Source organism: Pseudomonas sp. FSL R10-0056 (genome assembly GCF_009600105.1).
Classification (GTDB): Bacteria; Pseudomonadota; Gammaproteobacteria; order Pseudomonadales; family Pseudomonadaceae; genus Aquipseudomonas; species Aquipseudomonas bubulae.
The window spans coordinates 1-15,886 of record NZ_WIWL01000238.1 but is presented as its reverse complement, the minus strand read 5'-3'; the positions used below and the strand labels follow the sequence as shown (position 1 = coordinate 15,886).

At 53.2% G+C, this 15,886-nt stretch carries 14 protein-coding genes and 2 pseudogenes; 2 read left to right on the top strand and 14 right to left on the bottom strand.

Annotation, left to right across the window (positions count from 1 at the left end; all coding sequences use genetic code 11):
• A partial coding sequence (locus tag GHO42_RS24480; protein ID WP_256671125.1) for a LysR substrate-binding domain-containing protein occupies positions 1 to 405 on the top strand: 405 nt, incomplete at its 5' end.
• 65 nt (positions 406 to 470) lie between these two features.
• Here GHO42_RS24480 and GHO42_RS24475 read toward each other — a convergent pair.
• Both GHO42_RS24475 and GHO42_RS24470 read right to left on the bottom strand, forming a co-directional pair.
• Positions 471 to 960, bottom strand: a pseudogene (locus GHO42_RS24475) (cupin domain-containing protein); the annotation flags it as partial.
• Between the two features lie 15 nt (positions 961 to 975).
• The gene (locus GHO42_RS24470) at positions 976 to 2,025 is read right to left on the bottom strand and encodes an alpha/beta hydrolase (RefSeq protein ID WP_178127019.1); all 1,050 of its coding nucleotides are present in this window, start codon (positions 2,023 to 2,025) and stop codon (positions 976 to 978) included.
• 329 nt (positions 2,026 to 2,354) lie between these two features.
• Between GHO42_RS24470 and GHO42_RS24465 the strand changes: the two genes are divergently transcribed.
• Entirely contained in the window at positions 2,355 to 3,929 is a 1,575-nt protein-coding gene (locus GHO42_RS24465; RefSeq protein ID WP_153328760.1) for a diguanylate cyclase, read from the top strand.
• Positions 3,930 to 4,442: 513 nt separating this feature from the next.
• On the opposite strand, the gene GHO42_RS24460 is transcribed toward GHO42_RS24465, so the two are convergent.
• The 12 genes and pseudogenes from GHO42_RS24460 to GHO42_RS25795 form a co-directional block, all read right to left on the bottom strand.
• Positions 4,443 to 5,336, bottom strand: a complete 894-nt coding sequence (locus tag GHO42_RS24460; RefSeq protein WP_133144902.1) for a lipid II-degrading bacteriocin — start codon at positions 5,334 to 5,336, stop codon at positions 4,443 to 4,445.
• A gap of 886 nt (positions 5,337 to 6,222) precedes the next feature.
• Positions 6,223 to 6,807, bottom strand: coding sequence for a hypothetical protein (locus GHO42_RS24455; protein WP_153328761.1), 585 nt, complete (start codon positions 6,805 to 6,807; stop codon positions 6,223 to 6,225).
• A 63-nt stretch (positions 6,808 to 6,870) separates the two neighbouring features.
• On the bottom strand, positions 6,871 to 7,200 hold the full coding sequence (locus GHO42_RS24450; RefSeq protein ID WP_153328762.1) for a hypothetical protein: 330 nt from the start codon (positions 7,198 to 7,200) through the stop codon (positions 6,871 to 6,873).
• 190 nt (positions 7,201 to 7,390) lie between these two features.
• The gene (locus tag GHO42_RS24445; protein WP_153328763.1) at positions 7,391 to 8,557 is read right to left on the bottom strand and encodes a hypothetical protein; all 1,167 of its coding nucleotides are present in this window, start codon (positions 8,555 to 8,557) and stop codon (positions 7,391 to 7,393) included.
• 640 nt (positions 8,558 to 9,197) lie between these two features.
• On the bottom strand, positions 9,198 to 10,205 hold the full coding sequence (locus GHO42_RS24440; protein ID WP_153328764.1) for a hypothetical protein: 1,008 nt from the start codon (positions 10,203 to 10,205) through the stop codon (positions 9,198 to 9,200).
• A gap of 739 nt (positions 10,206 to 10,944) precedes the next feature.
• Entirely contained in the window at positions 10,945 to 11,739 is a 795-nt protein-coding gene (locus GHO42_RS24435; protein ID WP_153328765.1) for a DNA adenine methylase, read from the bottom strand.
• Between the two features lie 150 nt (positions 11,740 to 11,889).
• The gene (locus GHO42_RS24430; RefSeq protein ID WP_368668089.1) at positions 11,890 to 12,417 is read right to left on the bottom strand and encodes a lysis system i-spanin subunit Rz; all 528 of its coding nucleotides are present in this window, start codon (positions 12,415 to 12,417) and stop codon (positions 11,890 to 11,892) included.
• Positions 12,414 to 12,959: a glycoside hydrolase family 19 protein gene (locus GHO42_RS24425; RefSeq protein WP_153328766.1), complete on the bottom strand. Its 546-nt coding sequence runs from the start codon at positions 12,957 to 12,959 to the stop codon at positions 12,414 to 12,416. Before GHO42_RS24425 ends, GHO42_RS24430 begins: the two co-directional genes overlap by 4 nt.
• A 326-nt stretch (positions 12,960 to 13,285) precedes the next feature.
• Positions 13,286 to 14,323 (bottom strand): phage late control D family protein, encoded by a 1,038-nt coding sequence (locus GHO42_RS24420; protein WP_153328768.1) that lies wholly within the window; start codon positions 14,321 to 14,323, stop codon positions 13,286 to 13,288.
• Between the two features lie 69 nt (positions 14,324 to 14,392).
• The gene (locus GHO42_RS24415; protein WP_153328770.1) at positions 14,393 to 14,602 is read right to left on the bottom strand and encodes a tail protein X; all 210 of its coding nucleotides are present in this window, start codon (positions 14,600 to 14,602) and stop codon (positions 14,393 to 14,395) included.
• On the bottom strand, positions 14,577 to 15,422 hold the full coding sequence (locus tag GHO42_RS24410; protein WP_153328772.1) for a phage tail protein: 846 nt from the start codon (positions 15,420 to 15,422) through the stop codon (positions 14,577 to 14,579). Before GHO42_RS24410 ends, GHO42_RS24415 begins: the two co-directional genes overlap by 26 nt.
• A 9-nt stretch (positions 15,423 to 15,431) precedes the next feature.
• Positions 15,432 to 15,886, bottom strand: a pseudogene (locus GHO42_RS25795) (phage tail tape measure protein); the annotation flags it as partial.

Genomic DNA, 15,886 nt, shown 5'->3' with positions numbered 1-15,886 from the left:
ATGCGCATGGCGGTGATCGGCTCCCCCGCTTACTTCAGCCACTACCCCAAGCCGGTGATCCCGGCCGATCTGATGGCGCACAACTGCATCACCCTGCGCATGCCTACCCACGGCGGCCTGTTTATGTGGGAATTCGAAAAAAACGGCCAGGCACTCAACGTGCGGATCGAAGGCCAACTGGTGTTCAACAACATTGCCATGCGCCTGGAATCAGTCCTGCAGGGGCTGGGCCTGGCCTATATGCCGGAAGACGTGGTACGGCCCTATATCGAGCAGGGCCGCCTGATCCGTGTGCTGGAGGACTGGTGCGAACCCTACTCCGGCTACCACCTCTACTACCCGAGCCGACGCCAGTCCTCCCCGGCCTTCACCCTGCTGCGCGAAGCCTTGCGTTACCCAGGCTGAGGAGGTGCCAGCTCACGGCTTTGCCCGTCCACCCCGCAGCCAGCATGGCAGGGCTCTGAAACTTAACGGCTCTGGTATTGCTCATCCGTCACTTTCTCCATCCAGGTCACGCTCTTACCGTCCACGCTGCCGGTGACGGCCAGATGAGTCATGGCACCGTCCGCTGCGGCGCCGTGCCAGTGTTTGACGCCCGGTGGGCAAACCACCACATCGCCGGGGTGGATTTGCTGCACCGGCTTGCCCCACTCCTGGGTCAGTCCCACGCCGGACACCACCACCAGCCGCTGCCCGGCCGGGTGAGTGTGCCAGGCGGAGCGGGAGCCCGGCGCAAAGGTGACGTAGGCACCCGAAGCGTTGATTTCCTCGCTGGCGGCAAACAGCGGATCGACCCGTACCTGCCCGGTAAAGTAGTCCTCGGGACCCGCTGTCGAGGCCTGGTCGGCGCTGCGGGTGATCTGCTGCGCCCGGGCCTTGTCGTCAACGGCTGACGATCCGGCGGCACCCGCCAGGGGGGGCCGCAACACACATGGCAAGTGTCCACAGTGTCCGCTTCATGCAAACCTCCCGGAATCAGAGTGTTCTGGCATAGAAATCAGCCAGCTGGTTAATGGCAGTGTCCACATATTCAGGCACCCAGTAGGTCTGGATATGGGTCGCACCATCGATCTTGAACAGTGTCTTGTCCTGGGTGCCCGTGGCCCTGGCGAACGCCTGCTCGGTCATAAACAGGGTGTCGGCCTTGCTGCCGGCAATCATCAGCAACGGTTTGTTGAGCAATTCGAGCTGGTTGGTGGCGTCGAAGCTCATCAGGTCCATCAGGCTGCTGAGGGTGTATTTGAAGGTCGAGTTGGGGTGGGCGTGGGTTTTGCCGTAGTACTCGAAACCTTCGCGATACAGATCAAAGGGCAGCTTGGCGATCTGCTCGTCGGTAAGTTTGACATCGCCGGTGTAGATTACTTCGCCACCTGCCGCTTCCTGGGCACGGGCAGCGGAGGCCTGCTGCAGACGCTCCTGGAGGGTGTCCAGTTGCGAATCCATAAAGCCATTACGGCGTACCAGACCTGAATTGAACATGCTCACAGTGGCAATCGACTGGAAACGCTTGTCGCTCTGCCCGGCTTTCAAGGCATAGCCACCGCCGCCGCAGATACCCAGCAAGCCCAGACGTTGGGGGTCAACACCGGGGTAACTGGCAATAAAATCGGCCATGCCGTGGATGTCTTCAACACGGTTGGCAGGTTTGTCGACATTGCGCGGCTGGCCGCCGCTGGCGCCCTGGTAGGCGGCGTCGGCGGTGATGGTGATATAGCCCCTGTCCGCCAGGCGCTGGGCATACAGGCCCGCCACCTGCTCTTTAACACCGCCGTTGGGGTGCGCAACCACTATGGCAGGGTATTTCTTTCCCGCATCGTAATTGGCGGGGGTGTACACATTGGCGGCGATGTCCAGGCCATTGAGCTTGTAGGTGACCGGGTGGATATTGACTTTGCCTGGCTCGTTGCGAGTGATCGCACCCGCGTAGGTCAGGGTGAACGGGTTGGTCTTGTAGTCCCCCGCCTCCGCGGCGGACATGCCGACCATTGCGGCCATAAACGTGGCTTTAAGCACTGTAAACGTCACAGTAATCTCCCTTTCAAGTTAAAACTTCTGTAGGAAACGGCCACCAGAGGTGTGCGCGTATTCAATACAGAAGTAACTTAGCGCGTAGGAATTCATTGATAAACGCGGCTTTATTGATAGCACTTATACCAATGACGCATAAATCCACCGCTTGGTGAATGACACCCGCCGTCGGCCGCAAGCGGGCGATAGCCGCAGTTCAGCAATTATTCTTGTTTACGGGTGTGACAGAGCGCTCACCCCTACCTACTCTGCTAGTGACCTGCGCACCGCCAGGTTCTGGAGTCCAAACCTCTATTCAAGTTTTTTTGCGCTTATCGAACATGCCCATGACCGACAGCTTTAAACCATCACGCCCATTGCCCGTAAACCTGCGCGGCCTGATCCTCTGCATTGTTCTGGCGTCAGTCCTGGCGACCCTGTGCAACAGCCTTGTGGTGGCCTATCGCGTACAACGCGACGCCCTGATCCATTCGACCCTGGAGTCCAATGCTGCCTATGCGGCAAAAGTAGCCTCCAGCATTGGTGAGTTCTTGCGCGCAGCCCACAACAACCTGAACTACAGCGCCAAAATCCTCGGCAAGCACTGGGACGATCCCCAGGTGCTGCATGAAGAAGCCTTGAGGCTGGAGGCACAGGATCAGTATTTCAACTCCGTCGAAATCCTCGATGCCAACGGCAAAGTCCTGGCCTCGAATCCGCCGCAGGCGCAGATTGTCGGCTCCAACGTTCCGGCCAGCGGTATCAGGCAAGCACTCCAAGAGCGCCGGGCACTGGTCAGCTCGACCTATGTATCCCGCCAGGGCAACTTGATCGTATTCGTATCAGAACCTGTTTTCAGCAAGGCCGGTGTGTTTCTCGGCGCCGTGGTCGGGTCTATTTACCTGCTTGATCAAAGTGCCTTGCACACCGTCATCAGCAGCCACTTTCATCACGAAGGCACTTTTGCGTTTGTGGCCGACAGCAATCGTCGACTGCTCTACCACCCCAATCCTGCGCGTATCTCTGAAGTGCTTGGTGAAAACCTTGCGGTTGATGCGGCCCTGGGCGGCGAACGGGGTTCGATGGAAATAAGGAATTCCGAAGGCGTCGAAATGCTGGCAGGTTACAGCCAGGTCCCGGACTCCAATTGGGCGGTAGTGGTGCAACAACCCAGGGAGCATAGTCAGGCGACCTTGCGCCGGCTTATGCACGACATGATCATGGGCATGATTCCGGCCGGGCTTCTGGGGATGGTACTGGTATTCGTCGGCACAACGCTGATCGCCCGGCCCCTGCGCCTGCTGTCTGCCGCGGCGCAACAGCTGTCCGCGCCGCAGACTACGGAGTTGCTGCAACGTATCAACGCCTGGTACCACGATGCTTCGGCCATCCGCCAGGCCATGCTGGCGGGCGTGCAACTGCTGCAGCAAAAGCTTGGCCGCCTCAGCCACGAGGCGCAAAGTGACCCTCTCACCGGCCTGGCCAATCGCCGGGCCATGGAAGAGTTACTGAGCGTGCTGGAGCAGACCCAGCAGCCCTACACGGTACTGGCGCTGGATATTGATCATTTCAAGCGGGTCAATGACACATTCGGGCACGACGCTGGCGACGTTGCACTCAAGCAGGTGGCCGAAATCCTCAAGCAGAACTCTCGGGCAAACGACCTGGCATGTCGCAGCGGTGGGGAGGAATTTTCGCTGCTGCTACCGGATACCACGCAAGAAACGGCCAGAGCCATCGCCGAACGCATACGCCAAAGCATCGCAGACGCTCGCATACCGCAAGTCGGCAACCTGACAATCTCCATAGGTGTTGCCAGCAAGGCCGACGCGCCAATGACACCGCAGCAAGTACTAAAACTGGCCGACGAACGCCTTTACCGCGCCAAGGAAAGCGGGCGCAACCGGGTGGTGTCTGCCTGAGGGGAAATGGGCACCGCATTTATCGACGCCCACGAAAACCCCTCAAATATTAAATAATTTCAGCTAGTTAATTAACCATTCGTGCCGCACTCACCTGCGGCACACCTGCCCTTCTCTGAAATCCAGCAACACACCAGTGCCGGCTGCCCGTTTAGTTTTTTATCTTTATACCGAGTGAACATATACAAATACGAGAGCAAAAATCAGAGACGCTCTGAAAGTTCAACACGCCCATCGCAACTTAAGATAGCAAGCATTTTTTTTCCGTTAGAGACAAAAGGTACTGCCCACCAATTATTATGGCTGTCATATGTCGCACTACCGTCCGCAGAATAGTCCACAACTCCATTTGCCCCTGGATTACGCTGTAAATGGCTTCGAATAGAATGTTCAAAAAAAACACGATCTGCTTTGGAACAGGAAACGTCAGAATCTCCATTACACCCTTGCAGAACTAACCCCATCATCGCAACTGCAGCGCCTACCATTGCGCTAACCCCTGATCTAGCCATTTTATTTGCTCCCTTTCAATATGAGAGGTTGCGAACCCAAAACCACGGTTGTGAAATCGACGTGCCCAATCTGATCGCCGATAGAGCGGAGGATTGTGGTAAGCGCTTCTTGAACTGGGGGGCGATGGCTAGGATCTGCATCGAATACATCTGGATTGAGGGTGTAAGAACCGGTGAATACATAGGTTCCATTTGCAGCAATAGTTAGTACTCCCGATACATTCCCGCTGACCCTGCCTAAAAGCAAACCTGCAAACGAGGTCAAGTAGCCCGGTCCAAATGTATTATAAGTGAACGGAGAGTTAATTGGGTAGGTGCCAGGACCATTGGCAGCTACCGCGTCCCTGACTGGTGGGATATCACGCGTCACCATCTGCAAATTAAGAGAGCCAATATTCACATAACGAGTTTTGCCCTTCCCATACAGCCAATAGTAAAGTCCAGCCATAAACATAAGAGGTGTACCGAAGAAGTCAGGCTGCGAACTGTGATCTACCGTAGCCGTGTTGTGGGCCCAAGTTGCGCCCGCGTAAACTATCTCAGTACGCTCCTGCGCTGTAATAGCTACTGATTCTTGTGCCCCCCGACTCGCACGATCGTTGAGTAAGTTTTTCTGAATTGCAGCTTGCATCGTCAGCTGTGCTTTCAGCTGCTTACTGTCCAACCCATTCAAACCAATTAATGATGCATTCATGGCCCCTTCAATATCTAAGACATTAGCAGCAGTGAAAACATTCACCCCGTTAGCAATCAGTTTTTGGATAAAACCGCCTGAAATAAATTGTTCATTTGGTTTTAAAGGAGGCCTCGGGGAGAAATTAACCGAGGTGGAATACCCTGTGCTGGTTGGTTGAGCACCAACAAAGGTTGCACCAAGCTGAAGTACTTCCGACATTTCCACCCCCCCCCTGCAAACGATAATGATTCCGATTAGAATTCACGCAGGAGACACTATACACTTCGCCACATAGCCGCAATTAAATACTGCAACTTTATGCAACCGACCCTAATGGAACGGCCAACACACCTTACGAACTCCAGATTTAAGGGCGATGTTGCCCGGCTTTTTTTACGCGGACGCGACTGTCCTTAAATGCGCCAACGAAGTTCTTATCCCAAGTCATTCAGGGTCACAGCAGAGGGAACGGCGGGTATTGATCCGCCTTGTTGATGCCATTGAGTGATGGTGCTGGATTCGGCGATTTCGAGAAGGGAGAGTCAGCTCAATATGACGTAGTGGTTCGAAAAGTCTTTTATCACACGGATTCTCCGCCACCTGATTCCCAAGTTGATTGGAAAGAGCCAACTGGAAAAAATTCGGGATGGTTAGAGTCGTCAAATGCCAGATACGAAAAAACCCCGCAGACCTTGATCTGCGGGGCTTTCGTAATAATGGCGGAGAGATAGGGATTCGAACGTTTTCTAACGCTCCTACAGACCGCTTTAGACCAGAAAAATCAGAGCTTTCGCTTTTTCCCGTAGGCGTCTGGCGGCCTAAAACGGCCCAGTATCTGCCCTAACTTTGCCCTAATCCGAGCCATGGCGTTTGCCGCTGAGCTACACCATACAGGCGGTCAAACACTGACAGAACTGCCTGCCCTGAACACCTGTTTATCGACGCCCACGAAAAAGCCCCTGAAATGTTCAACCATTTTTTGGCCGGTTGCGTCAGTACCGGAACAAATCCCACGGAGTGAGAAAAGCCCGGTTTTGGTATGACTCCGATCATGAAACGACATTCAAGGAATCACAGGTTAAACGCTACCATTTTGATCAAAACGCTATTGAAGTGGGCCACCAACGTTCAACTGCTCGCGTTTATTTAAATCATTCACTAGCCAGATCCCCGCTTTTGTCATCAAGACATAGGTTGCCGCCGTAAACCCGGCTTGAAAACTATCGCTGGCTTTCGTGATTTTCCCATCACCGTGAATTTGAAAATCCTTTACATTGCCCTCAAACCCATATGGTGTTCCAACGTCAACAGTGAATGAATCAACCAATTCGAAATACTTATTCATATCCACATCCTTGATTTCATAATCAAGATTATGGGCGAAATCGTTTCTTATTTTGTTCAGGTGCTTGAGCGGTCTTGCAAGCTCAGCGGGCAGTCCAGATGCGACAGCGGTGGTAAGCCTTTCGTTAAAATGCCGGAGGATTTCAGCTCCCTTCCCTTTTCCAGTGGTAAAAAACTCAATATTTTCGGGTGCAATCCGCTCCTTTAAATAGACGCTTAAAAATCGCTCGCAGATCAATTGGAGTCGCAGAACACTATCTCCATCGTCTTTTTTATCCAAAACACTTGCGTATAATTCTGGATCAATGAATTTTGTAAAGTCGTGATTTAGCTGAACGTAAGGCATGCTTTCCCCCTGTGATTTGAACCCAACTACACGCAATCAGTTGCATAGATGGGCCGTGTCCTTTTACTTGATTTCCAAATTTAGCTTTTCGCCCAGCAGTTCGTAGAAATCTTTACGCTTGCGGGGATTTTTCAATTCAGAGCAGCACGCTTCCAAGGCGACCAGTGCTTGTTCTTCGGTGATTTTCAACCTATTGACCAGCGGTTTAAGCTTAGTGTCGTATATATATTGAAGCTCATTATAACCACCACATTGACCGCATGACACAAGGGCGGAGTCTTGCTTGCCACCGCCCTTTGTATCTTCGTAATCGTATTGGTCATTAATGTCTTTGATAGACGTCGGGTTCGCCTTTAGTAATTTGGCAAGAATTTCGCTGGCTCTGCTAGACATGTTGGTCGTATCCCTTGACTGAGTGATCAAGTCTACGTGGTGGCATAGTGCTCGCTTTTCAAGTCCTAAGCGCGTTTCTTGCCCCGACTACTCCCGAAACTATCCCAGCCATGGAAACGCGACCCGAAAAATAGCAGGTCAAAAGCTACCGTCTCGACCAATTAGGTAGACAACCTGCACCGGCACGTCTTTACCTAACTACCCCGAGGTGTTTCATTGCAGCCCAAAGACAGTAATCGGCCCTGTTCAAAATATTCATTTTGTCAGGATCATCCTCGTACTGCTCTTTTGCTCCTCTAATCTCGTATAGGATAATATCTGTCAATCTGTCGGCGTAATCGAAATTTTTCAAATTCTCTATTTCATCATGACGGGAAAAGATCCCCACAAGCGTCATATAGGTTTCTTCGAGAATTCTCTCCGTCACTATAAAATGGAACTGACTTATTTCATAAAGTTCAAATAGGAAAGGTAACGCTTCTATTTTATGTCGCAGCTCAAATCCACCTTTCGCCCGATGGTATTCGGTTAGCGTTTTATAAAGGCCATCGCGAATGAGCAAGCTTTGCCCCTTATGTTGAATAGAGGCAACCTTTTCATTTCCCGTAAAAAAAAGAATTGAGTTGATTACTTTTTCTATTCTCTGCAATGTTTTAGATATATCGTAGATATTTAGCCCTGCATTCAGACCCATAAAGAAAATATCACCTTCCTTGTGCGCCCCTAAATAAGTCATTCCGAGGCAGCCTTGCAAGTGAACAATTTTCTGAACAAGAGTTAAATGCTTTTCCATATCGCGGTAATTTTCAAGTAGTTCGCTAATGGTGGTATAAATCGCTAGACAATCAGTAAGATCGTAAGCCCTTACATTTCCCGGCTTACCGATCTCGACTTTATATTCGCAATGGCTAGGACTATTTTTAGCAAACATTGCTGTGTAGACCCTATCTGGATCAGCAAAGCCTATATCGCCTCTAAAAAAAACAGATTGTTCATTTAGCCTTTCAATAAAAACTTTTCGATGATTAAGGTACTGCTCGAAGGTCAATGCGGCCAATTGCTTTTCTACGACAACATCATGCTTCTGTTGTTTTTCCAGATTTTCAGCATCTTGTGAATTCTGGCGTTCTTCACCCTTCAGTTGTTGTAGATACAGGAAAAGTAACGTCCCGATGGTTGCGAAAGAACTTAATAACGTGAAAGCACCGCTCATGACAGCACCGAAGCTACCCCAGTCGGTTGCGTTTCGAGAAACCGGACCAAGATAGTATCCATAAGCTCCGAGTACTCCCACCGCCACCACCACACCTGTAACGATGGCCGCACCAACCAACGCCAAAATCCAATTTGCTTTCATGACTGCTCCTAGTCTTTCCGCCATTGTCATTGAACGCAATGGCTGGTCAAGTGCATGTTGATGGTTCTTCGCACGCCCGCAGAGCCGACGCACGCCAAACCCATCTGGATCGAATCACAGGAGCTTTTAACGCATATTCGCTCGCGTGCTATTCAGAGCGAGACGCCCCCGCTGCTTTACACCATAGGCGGTCGCAGAAGATGCTGGCCTAAGAGACGTGACGATAAGACTTGATCGATCAATCTGAAAATACAGACGAAAAAAAACAGCGATTTGGTCTCTGCAGCTTGGCAAAAAAATGCTACAAACCACTGTTACAAATCGCTATTTTTTACCTTCACAACTCATTGATTTAAAAAGTTTTTCTATGATTTATGAGAAATGGGGATTCGAACGTTTTCTGCGGCCAGCGTGCACCGCTTTAGACCGTGTACGCTGGGTATCTGATACTCGACCTCAAGCCTGTAGCGACTTTAGGAGGCCTCAAGATTACCCTAATGATCTACCTCATCCAGCCTTCAGATCCGACTTGGAGTACTTAACTTGCGAATGTGATGCAGACGTTGGCGAATTAGCATCACTTGGCCCTCAACAGCTTAAGTCGGTCGCATTTATTTTAGAAACGCTAACTACAAGACCATTAATTTGGCCTACCAAGAACGGCGATTTCTGCCCGCTCTTGCTCGTCGAAAAGCCCTGCAATGTCCGGCTCCTCGCCAGCTGAAACTCTGTCCCTTAGAATTTCCTGCTTTTTTCGATGGTTATCAGTGTCAGCTGGTAGAGTGATAGCCGTTCGGATAAGCTCTTTTATTGCATCTGTGCCCGCTTGCTTGTCCTGCAATAGAAGGTATAGATAACAGGCTTTGTTGTAGAGAGTGATCGGGTTTTTCCACCCTGCCTCGAGCTGATCATTAACAATTTGAAGAGCGTCTTGAACTCTGTTCAATCGTTTCAAGATATAGGCTTTATGAACCGAGGACTGGTAATACTCCTGGGTAGTTTTGTCTTCGCTATAGATTGAAACGGCCTCGTCGATTGCTTTCAAAGCACTCTTCAAAAGGTTTTCTGACTTCGTTTTTTCTGCAGACTCTGCGGTGGTAACCGCTTCAAGGTACAACATTTTCGCGCGCAATTGCTTCTGCTGCTTAAATATTTGCTCAGCCTGTTTCTTACGCTCCTCGGTTTCTTCCTCAATTTCTTTTCGCAGAACCTTGTCCGCAATGCCGTCCAGCATGGCGTAGCCGAGGTAAGACGCTATCCCAGAAATAGAAATCAGCAATAGCGCGTGCTGCACAAATTGAGGTGTTTTCCCTAACTCAATTGGGAGCATGATTGAAGCATATTCAATATGGATTACTGACGAAAAAAATGGAACACACAAAAAAGAGGCCGCACCACCGAAAAGCACACTCTTAAGTGGCATTTTTTCAACTTCGCCTGGTGCCCTGGACCATTTAGCATAGGCTCCCAAATATGAGCCCAAGCCTATGAGTACCATCACAAAGGTAAGATTGAACATCGCCGGGAAAATCGTTGACACTGCGTGCAGCAGATCAAAACCTATCGTGGCTAGCGCGCTTGACAAGTCATGTTTTTCTGTGATAAGAGCAGCTTGCGTCTGGACTGATATTTCGGAGGCTGTATCCAATTGTCGGGTTCTTTTTGTTAAATTTTGGACAAAAAAAAGCAGGCATTAAGCCTGCTCTTTTACAGATGGTATAACTTAGATGTCTGGGCGCACATCAAAATAGGCAGATGCTGCATAAGATTTCATGTGTATAACCTCCATAATAGAGCAGTACTTCAGTCGGCATCTCAACACGCTGTGCGTACGAGACAACCTTAATATAGCGGATCTTACTGGCAGACACCAAAGCATTTCTTCGGAGCTTGATCAGCCTCGCTTGGTAGGGCTTGGAATGGTGCAGTACCGCGTTGGCCGCATCTTGAATTGAAACGTGTGGCGAGTAAAGACCCATTTTGCACAAATCCGCAAAATGCATTTTTAAATTCAGAATCAAGGCTGCTCAAAATTCAAACAGATGATTGCCTCTTGACAAAATAGCTTGACATGAGATAAAAGTATAGAAGACTGAATTTCCATGGTGTACCAGGCGAGGCTAGCAGCCTACGGCTGCTAGCCTCGCCTGGTACGGGCACACAAAGAAAACTTTAACGTAACTCATTGATTTTTATAGCTTTAATTGCGCGCCAACACTACCTGTATTGAGGCTTTTTTATGCCCTATTTTGCTCGTTCTAGCTTTCAGAGCCCGTTAACCTAGTGAATATTTCTAAGGACAAATATTCTTCTACCTCAGACTCTTTGCTCACCTCGGTTTTTATTTCCGGCATGTCCGTGACCGCTTTGCCTCTCTTTAACGGCAGCTAGAATAAGCAACCCAAAGCCTCCGATTCCCAATTCATCACAATCAACTCCCCCGCAACCTCTGCCTTCCCCTGCCGCTGATTCGTGCTCGTGTACCGAATCTCAGTCGTCTCAAAATGGAACCCCTCAAACACCCGCCGAATGTCCGGATGGTCGTTGATGCTGACCATCACCTTGCCTTTGCAGCGCCGCATAAAGTCGGCTATGCGCTCGTAGTTCTCAAACGGGAAATCCACGCCGTAGCCAGCGGTCTGCCAGTAAGGTGGGTCCATGTAGTGGAAGGTGTGCGGCCGGTCGTAGCGCTCTGCACACTGAAGCCAGGGCAGGTTTTCAACGTAGGTACCTGACAACCGCTGCCAGGCTGCAGACAGGTTTTCTTCAATGCGCAGCAGGTTGATTGCAGGGGCCGTCGTTGCGGTACCGAAGCTCTGCCCTGAGACCTTGCCACCAAAGGCATGGTGCTGCAGGTAGAAAAATCGGGCCGCGCGCTGGATATCGGTCAGGGTTTCGGGGCGGGTCATTTTTTGCCACTCGAATATCTTCCGTGAGCTGAGGGCCCACTTGAATTGACGCACGAATTCTTCCAGGTGGTTCTGCACCACGCGGTACAGGGTCACCAGGTCGCCGTTGATGTCGTTTAGCACTTCGACAGGAGCAGGCTGCGGGCGCAGGAAGTACAGCGCCCCGCCGCCGGCGAAGACTTCGACGTAGCATTCGTGGGGTGGGAAAAGGGGGATAAGACGGTCGGCCAGGCGGCGTTTGCCGCCCATCCAAGGAATGATGGGTGAAGACATATTATGCAAGACCTTTACTGTATGGATAAACAGGTGCTAGGCTCGCTCCGCTTCGTGCACGGAGCAGGAGCCTTGGCTGGGCTTGCAGGGCTAATCTGCGGGTTTGGTGGCCGGGTTGGATGTTGATGCATCCAACTTCGGCCGCTCCTTTTATTTCGTGTCTGATACTTCTTTGGCATAGGCCTGACAGGCCTGCAGCGCAATCAGTCCTTGATCGCCGTCGCCGGTGATTCCGATAATTCGTTGAGCATGCGCTCGGTCAAGTTGGGCTCTATGGGCGCCATGAACCACGCTGCCGGTGCGGGTGGTGGTTTGCACTGCGTCACAACCAGTTGTGGTGGTGGCGTCGAGTTGGACTGACAGCCGCAAGTCAGCAGTAGCAAGGCGATCACGCAGGCGTGCTTGTTTGGTTTTCTCATCGGTGAGGGCTCGGTAATGGGATTGGTCGCTGGCTGCCAACCACTGTTCCAGGGCGAGGCGCTTGCCCTGCTCCGCCAGGATTTGCGCGGAGTTGGCATTGGCCAGATGGGTGAGCGCGGTTTGCTGTGTCGCCTCCTTGGCAGCCAGTCGCTGACCGTAGGCATTGGCCTGCCACTCCCATACGGCCCACGCGCTGCCAGCCATCAGGGCCAAGATGATCAGCAGCACCCCGCCCCACTTCGCCGCATCGATCTTCACGCCAACACCTTGAGCGCCCGGGCGTACAGCGCCTGCCGATCGGCCGCGCCATTCTGGCCACCATTGATGCGCTGGGTGATCTTGTCGAACTGGCCCGCGTCGGCCAGGGTGCTGAGGCCCTTAGTCGCCCAGAACCATGCTGCCGACATGCAGGCGTGCTGCGGTACCTCCAGAAGTTCAGGCTGCTTAATCAGGTCTAGGCCCAGTGCTTCGCCGCACGCAAAGTAGTTGGCCCGGCCGGTGATCTGGATTAGGCCACGACCGCAATACTTTTGGCCGTCACCATCAGCTTCTGGCGTGTTGCCCAAGCGTTTGGCAAGTGAGCCGGTGTCGTACTTGCTCAGATACTGCTCGCCTCCCAGTTCGCGTACATATCGGAACTGACCAGACTCATGTCCGACCTGGGCAATAAAAGCTGCCTGGCGCAGTGTACCTACGATCTGGTAACGCACCATTGCGGTGTTCAGCACAGGAACAAAAACGCCGGCTGACTGGCCGGCGTTAGGAAGAATACGCAGCAATTGCTGCTTTGAAATAGGCATAAGGCCCCCCTGTTTTTTACAAATACTTAATATTTAGAGCTATATCATTCGTTAGTGGCTATTTGATACTGTTCAAACTCCCAAAATAATTGCCCGGAAGCAACGTCATGAGTACAGCCTCTAAACGTGGATGGATGTGGGCGTATCGCAAGATACGTGACCTTCACTGCTCTCGATCGACTGCTATCTACAGAGCGACTCTATATGCAGTTCGAGGCGATACGGGGACTTTTCCCAGCACGTTAACTCAGCGAAAAATCCATATTCGACGCTGACGATTTGGCTTATCGCCACCCTGAAAGAGTCCAGACGTGAAGGTCGTCGGGTTAGAGCTGAACGATTTTCAGGGTCTTCTCAGGCTTCTTGCCTTTGACCTTGGCCTTGCCCTTCTTGCCGGCATTGCATTCAATCGTCGTCGACCAGCCGGATTGGGTGAACACCTGTTCTCGGGAGTCGACCAGATACTCACCATCGAGCCCGTCCTTGAATCCTTGGGCGTTGATCATTCGCTCGGCGAATAGGTCGGAACGCCCGGGCATTTCCAGCCGTACACCTGCAGTCGAGCGGTTGAATGCGGCCAAGCGCGCCTTGGCAGCCTGTTCGGCGGCGGTCTTGTTCGGGTGGATATGCCTATCGGTATGCACCGGCGGCAGGCCGTCCGGGGCGTCGTCGTTGTTCAGATTCACCACCGCCAGTTTGCCGGTGGCTTTGTCTTGGTACTTGGTGCTCACAGCCTTGTGGGTCGAGCGATCGCCCAGCCGAAAGCTGTAGCGGCTGACGTCCGTTTTGTTGATGGTGACGACGCCCAGTGTCTTGCCGCTGGCCGTGACACCGCCCTGACGCGGCATAACGATCAGCTTGCCATCCGCGACCTTAGCCGTGCAGTCGTGCTGCCGGGCCAAGCGGGTAATAAAGTTAAAGTCCGACTCACCCAACTGGTCAGCCCGGGGCACGATCGTGGCCACCGTACAGGCCGGCTCCCAGCCGTTACGCCGCGCTACAGCGCTGACGATGGTGGCCAAGCTATCGCCCTCCCAGCTACCGCTGCGGGTCGTCTTGCCGCTGCCGCGCATATCACTGGCCTTGCCGCGTATCACCAAGGTATCCGGCGGGCCTGAGACCTCGACCTCATCGACAACGTAACGACCCTCCCGGGACAAGGTCGACCCGGCATAGCCCAGATAGATTTCGATACTGGCCCCCCGCGACGGCAGCGTTACGGCGCTGTCGCGGTCATCAATGCGCAACTCAAACTCGTCAGACTCCATCCCGGGCTTGTCCGAGGTGCGTAGCAGCAACAGCCGGTCGTTGATCATGCGGGTGATGTCGCTGCCATCGGCGACGATGCGAAAAACGGGCGTCATATCCAGCTCCAACAAAAAGCCCCGCACACAGGCGGGGGCTCAGGTTTTAAGTCGAGTTACGCGTAACGATCAGCTCCAGAGCTGGACGCCCTGATCATCGCTGGCCAGCGGCAAGTCCGGCAGCACGATCAGCACACCACCACGATACGGCTCAGGCTCGGCGGCCAACCCTGGATTAGCCTCCAGCACCGCCTCCACGCTACCGTTGAGGTGCCCATAGGCGTTGTGGCAGATGGTGTAGAGCTTGTCGCCGTCAAGCGTTCTGCAGGTCTTGGCCATAACGGACAAACTCCAGACTAAAGCCCTGCTTGCGGGGGATTCCGCCCTGCAGGAACGCGCTTTGATCCTCGGTGATCGAGGTCAGGCACCAATCCCCCAGGACGTAGCCATAGCCCGTGGTCAGGCCCAGCGGTACCAACAACCCGCCGATGCTGCGCAGGGTGTCCAGTTGCTTGAGGCCGCCCCGGTGCCCGGGAAAGATCGAACCCTTGAGGGTGATTTTGTCGTCGCCCATGCCCACCGCCTGCTGTGCCGGCCGACGCATCAGGCGCTCTTGCGAGGCCCAGCGAAAGCCGCTCTGCCGGTTCAGTTCCTCAAAGGCCGCCGTGTCCAGGTTGAAGTAGTACGGTGGCGCTTCGTGCTTGTGCGGCTGCAGGATCAGCAAGTGGGGGAACGGCTTGACCGCTTCCACTGCCGGGGTGGTATCAGTCGCAAACACGCTGGTGGGCAGGATGTTTCCCAGCGCGGGATTGATCTTGCCGGCAATCTGGTTGATCGCGTTTTTGGCCCGAGTGGCCTGCTCGCTGAACACCCCCAGGCGCTGCTCGATCTGCGAGGCAGCACGGGTGGCTTGGTTATAGACCGCGACCACCGAGCCCACCTTGGACTGTGCCGCGCTGATACTGCGCATGACCCGCTGCAGCTTTTCACCAACCATCGGGCCAATGATCGGCAAGGTCTCCAACTCCGACGCGGCGCCGCTGATTTCACTGATAGCACCGTTTACCGGCCCCATCATCCCGTCCAGACTTCGCCGTCCCGCCTCCCCTGCGGTGGCCAAGTAACTGACGGTGCTTTGCATCTGCTCCATGTAGGCCATATCACCTCCTTACCCAATATGAGGACTGTCATACAACTTGCGATCATTGGCCCGGCGGGCGTTGTCTTCCATCTGCCGGGCGAAGTCATTCAACTGGCCCTGCATCATGGGTTGCAGCTTGCGCATCAGCTCGTCGGGGTCTTTCACATCCCCCTGAACCGTAATGGGCATATGCGGGGCAAAGGTGATCTTTTGATCGATCGGCGCCGGCTTGGATTCAGACTTGAGCACCAAAGGCGACGGGGCTTGTGACCGGCCGGACTGGGCCGACATCGAGCGCACCACATCACCCGGTTCTGCATCATTGCCGAATAGCGACTTGGCAAACGACGACCTGCCGAACATGCCACCCACGGCATCGCCACCCATGCCCCCCAAGAACGCGCCGACCAGGCCGCCCATCGCCGTGCCAATGATTGGCACCACGGAGCCGATCGCAGCGCCGGCAGCTGCACCGGCCATCG

Bases quoted from the DNA above. Each gene is read 5' to 3' on its own strand.
- GHO42_RS24465 (WP_153328760.1), top strand. From the start codon at position 2,355: ATGACCGACAGCTTTAAACCATCACGCCCATTGCCCGTAAACCTGCGC.
- GHO42_RS24460 (WP_133144902.1), bottom strand. From the start codon at position 5,336: ATGTCGGAAGTACTTCAGCTTGGTGCAACCTTTGTTGGTGCTCAACCA.
- GHO42_RS24455 (WP_153328761.1), bottom strand. From the start codon at position 6,807: ATGCCTTACGTTCAGCTAAATCACGACTTTACAAAATTCATTGATCCA.
- GHO42_RS24450 (WP_153328762.1), bottom strand. From the start codon at position 7,200: ATGTCTAGCAGAGCCAGCGAAATTCTTGCCAAATTACTAAAGGCGAAC.
- GHO42_RS24445 (WP_153328763.1), bottom strand. From the start codon at position 8,557: ATGAAAGCAAATTGGATTTTGGCGTTGGTTGGTGCGGCCATCGTTACA.
- GHO42_RS24435 (WP_153328765.1), bottom strand. From the start codon at position 11,739: ATGTCTTCACCCATCATTCCTTGGATGGGCGGCAAACGCCGCCTGGCC.
- GHO42_RS24425 (WP_153328766.1), bottom strand. From the start codon at position 12,959: ATGCCTATTTCAAAGCAGCAATTGCTGCGTATTCTTCCTAACGCCGGC.
- GHO42_RS24420 (WP_153328768.1), bottom strand. From the start codon at position 14,323: ATGACGCCCGTTTTTCGCATCGTCGCCGATGGCAGCGACATCACCCGC.
- GHO42_RS24415 (WP_153328770.1), bottom strand. From the start codon at position 14,602: ATGGCCAAGACCTGCAGAACGCTTGACGGCGACAAGCTCTACACCATC.
- GHO42_RS24410 (WP_153328772.1), bottom strand. From the start codon at position 15,422: ATGGCCTACATGGAGCAGATGCAAAGCACCGTCAGTTACTTGGCCACC.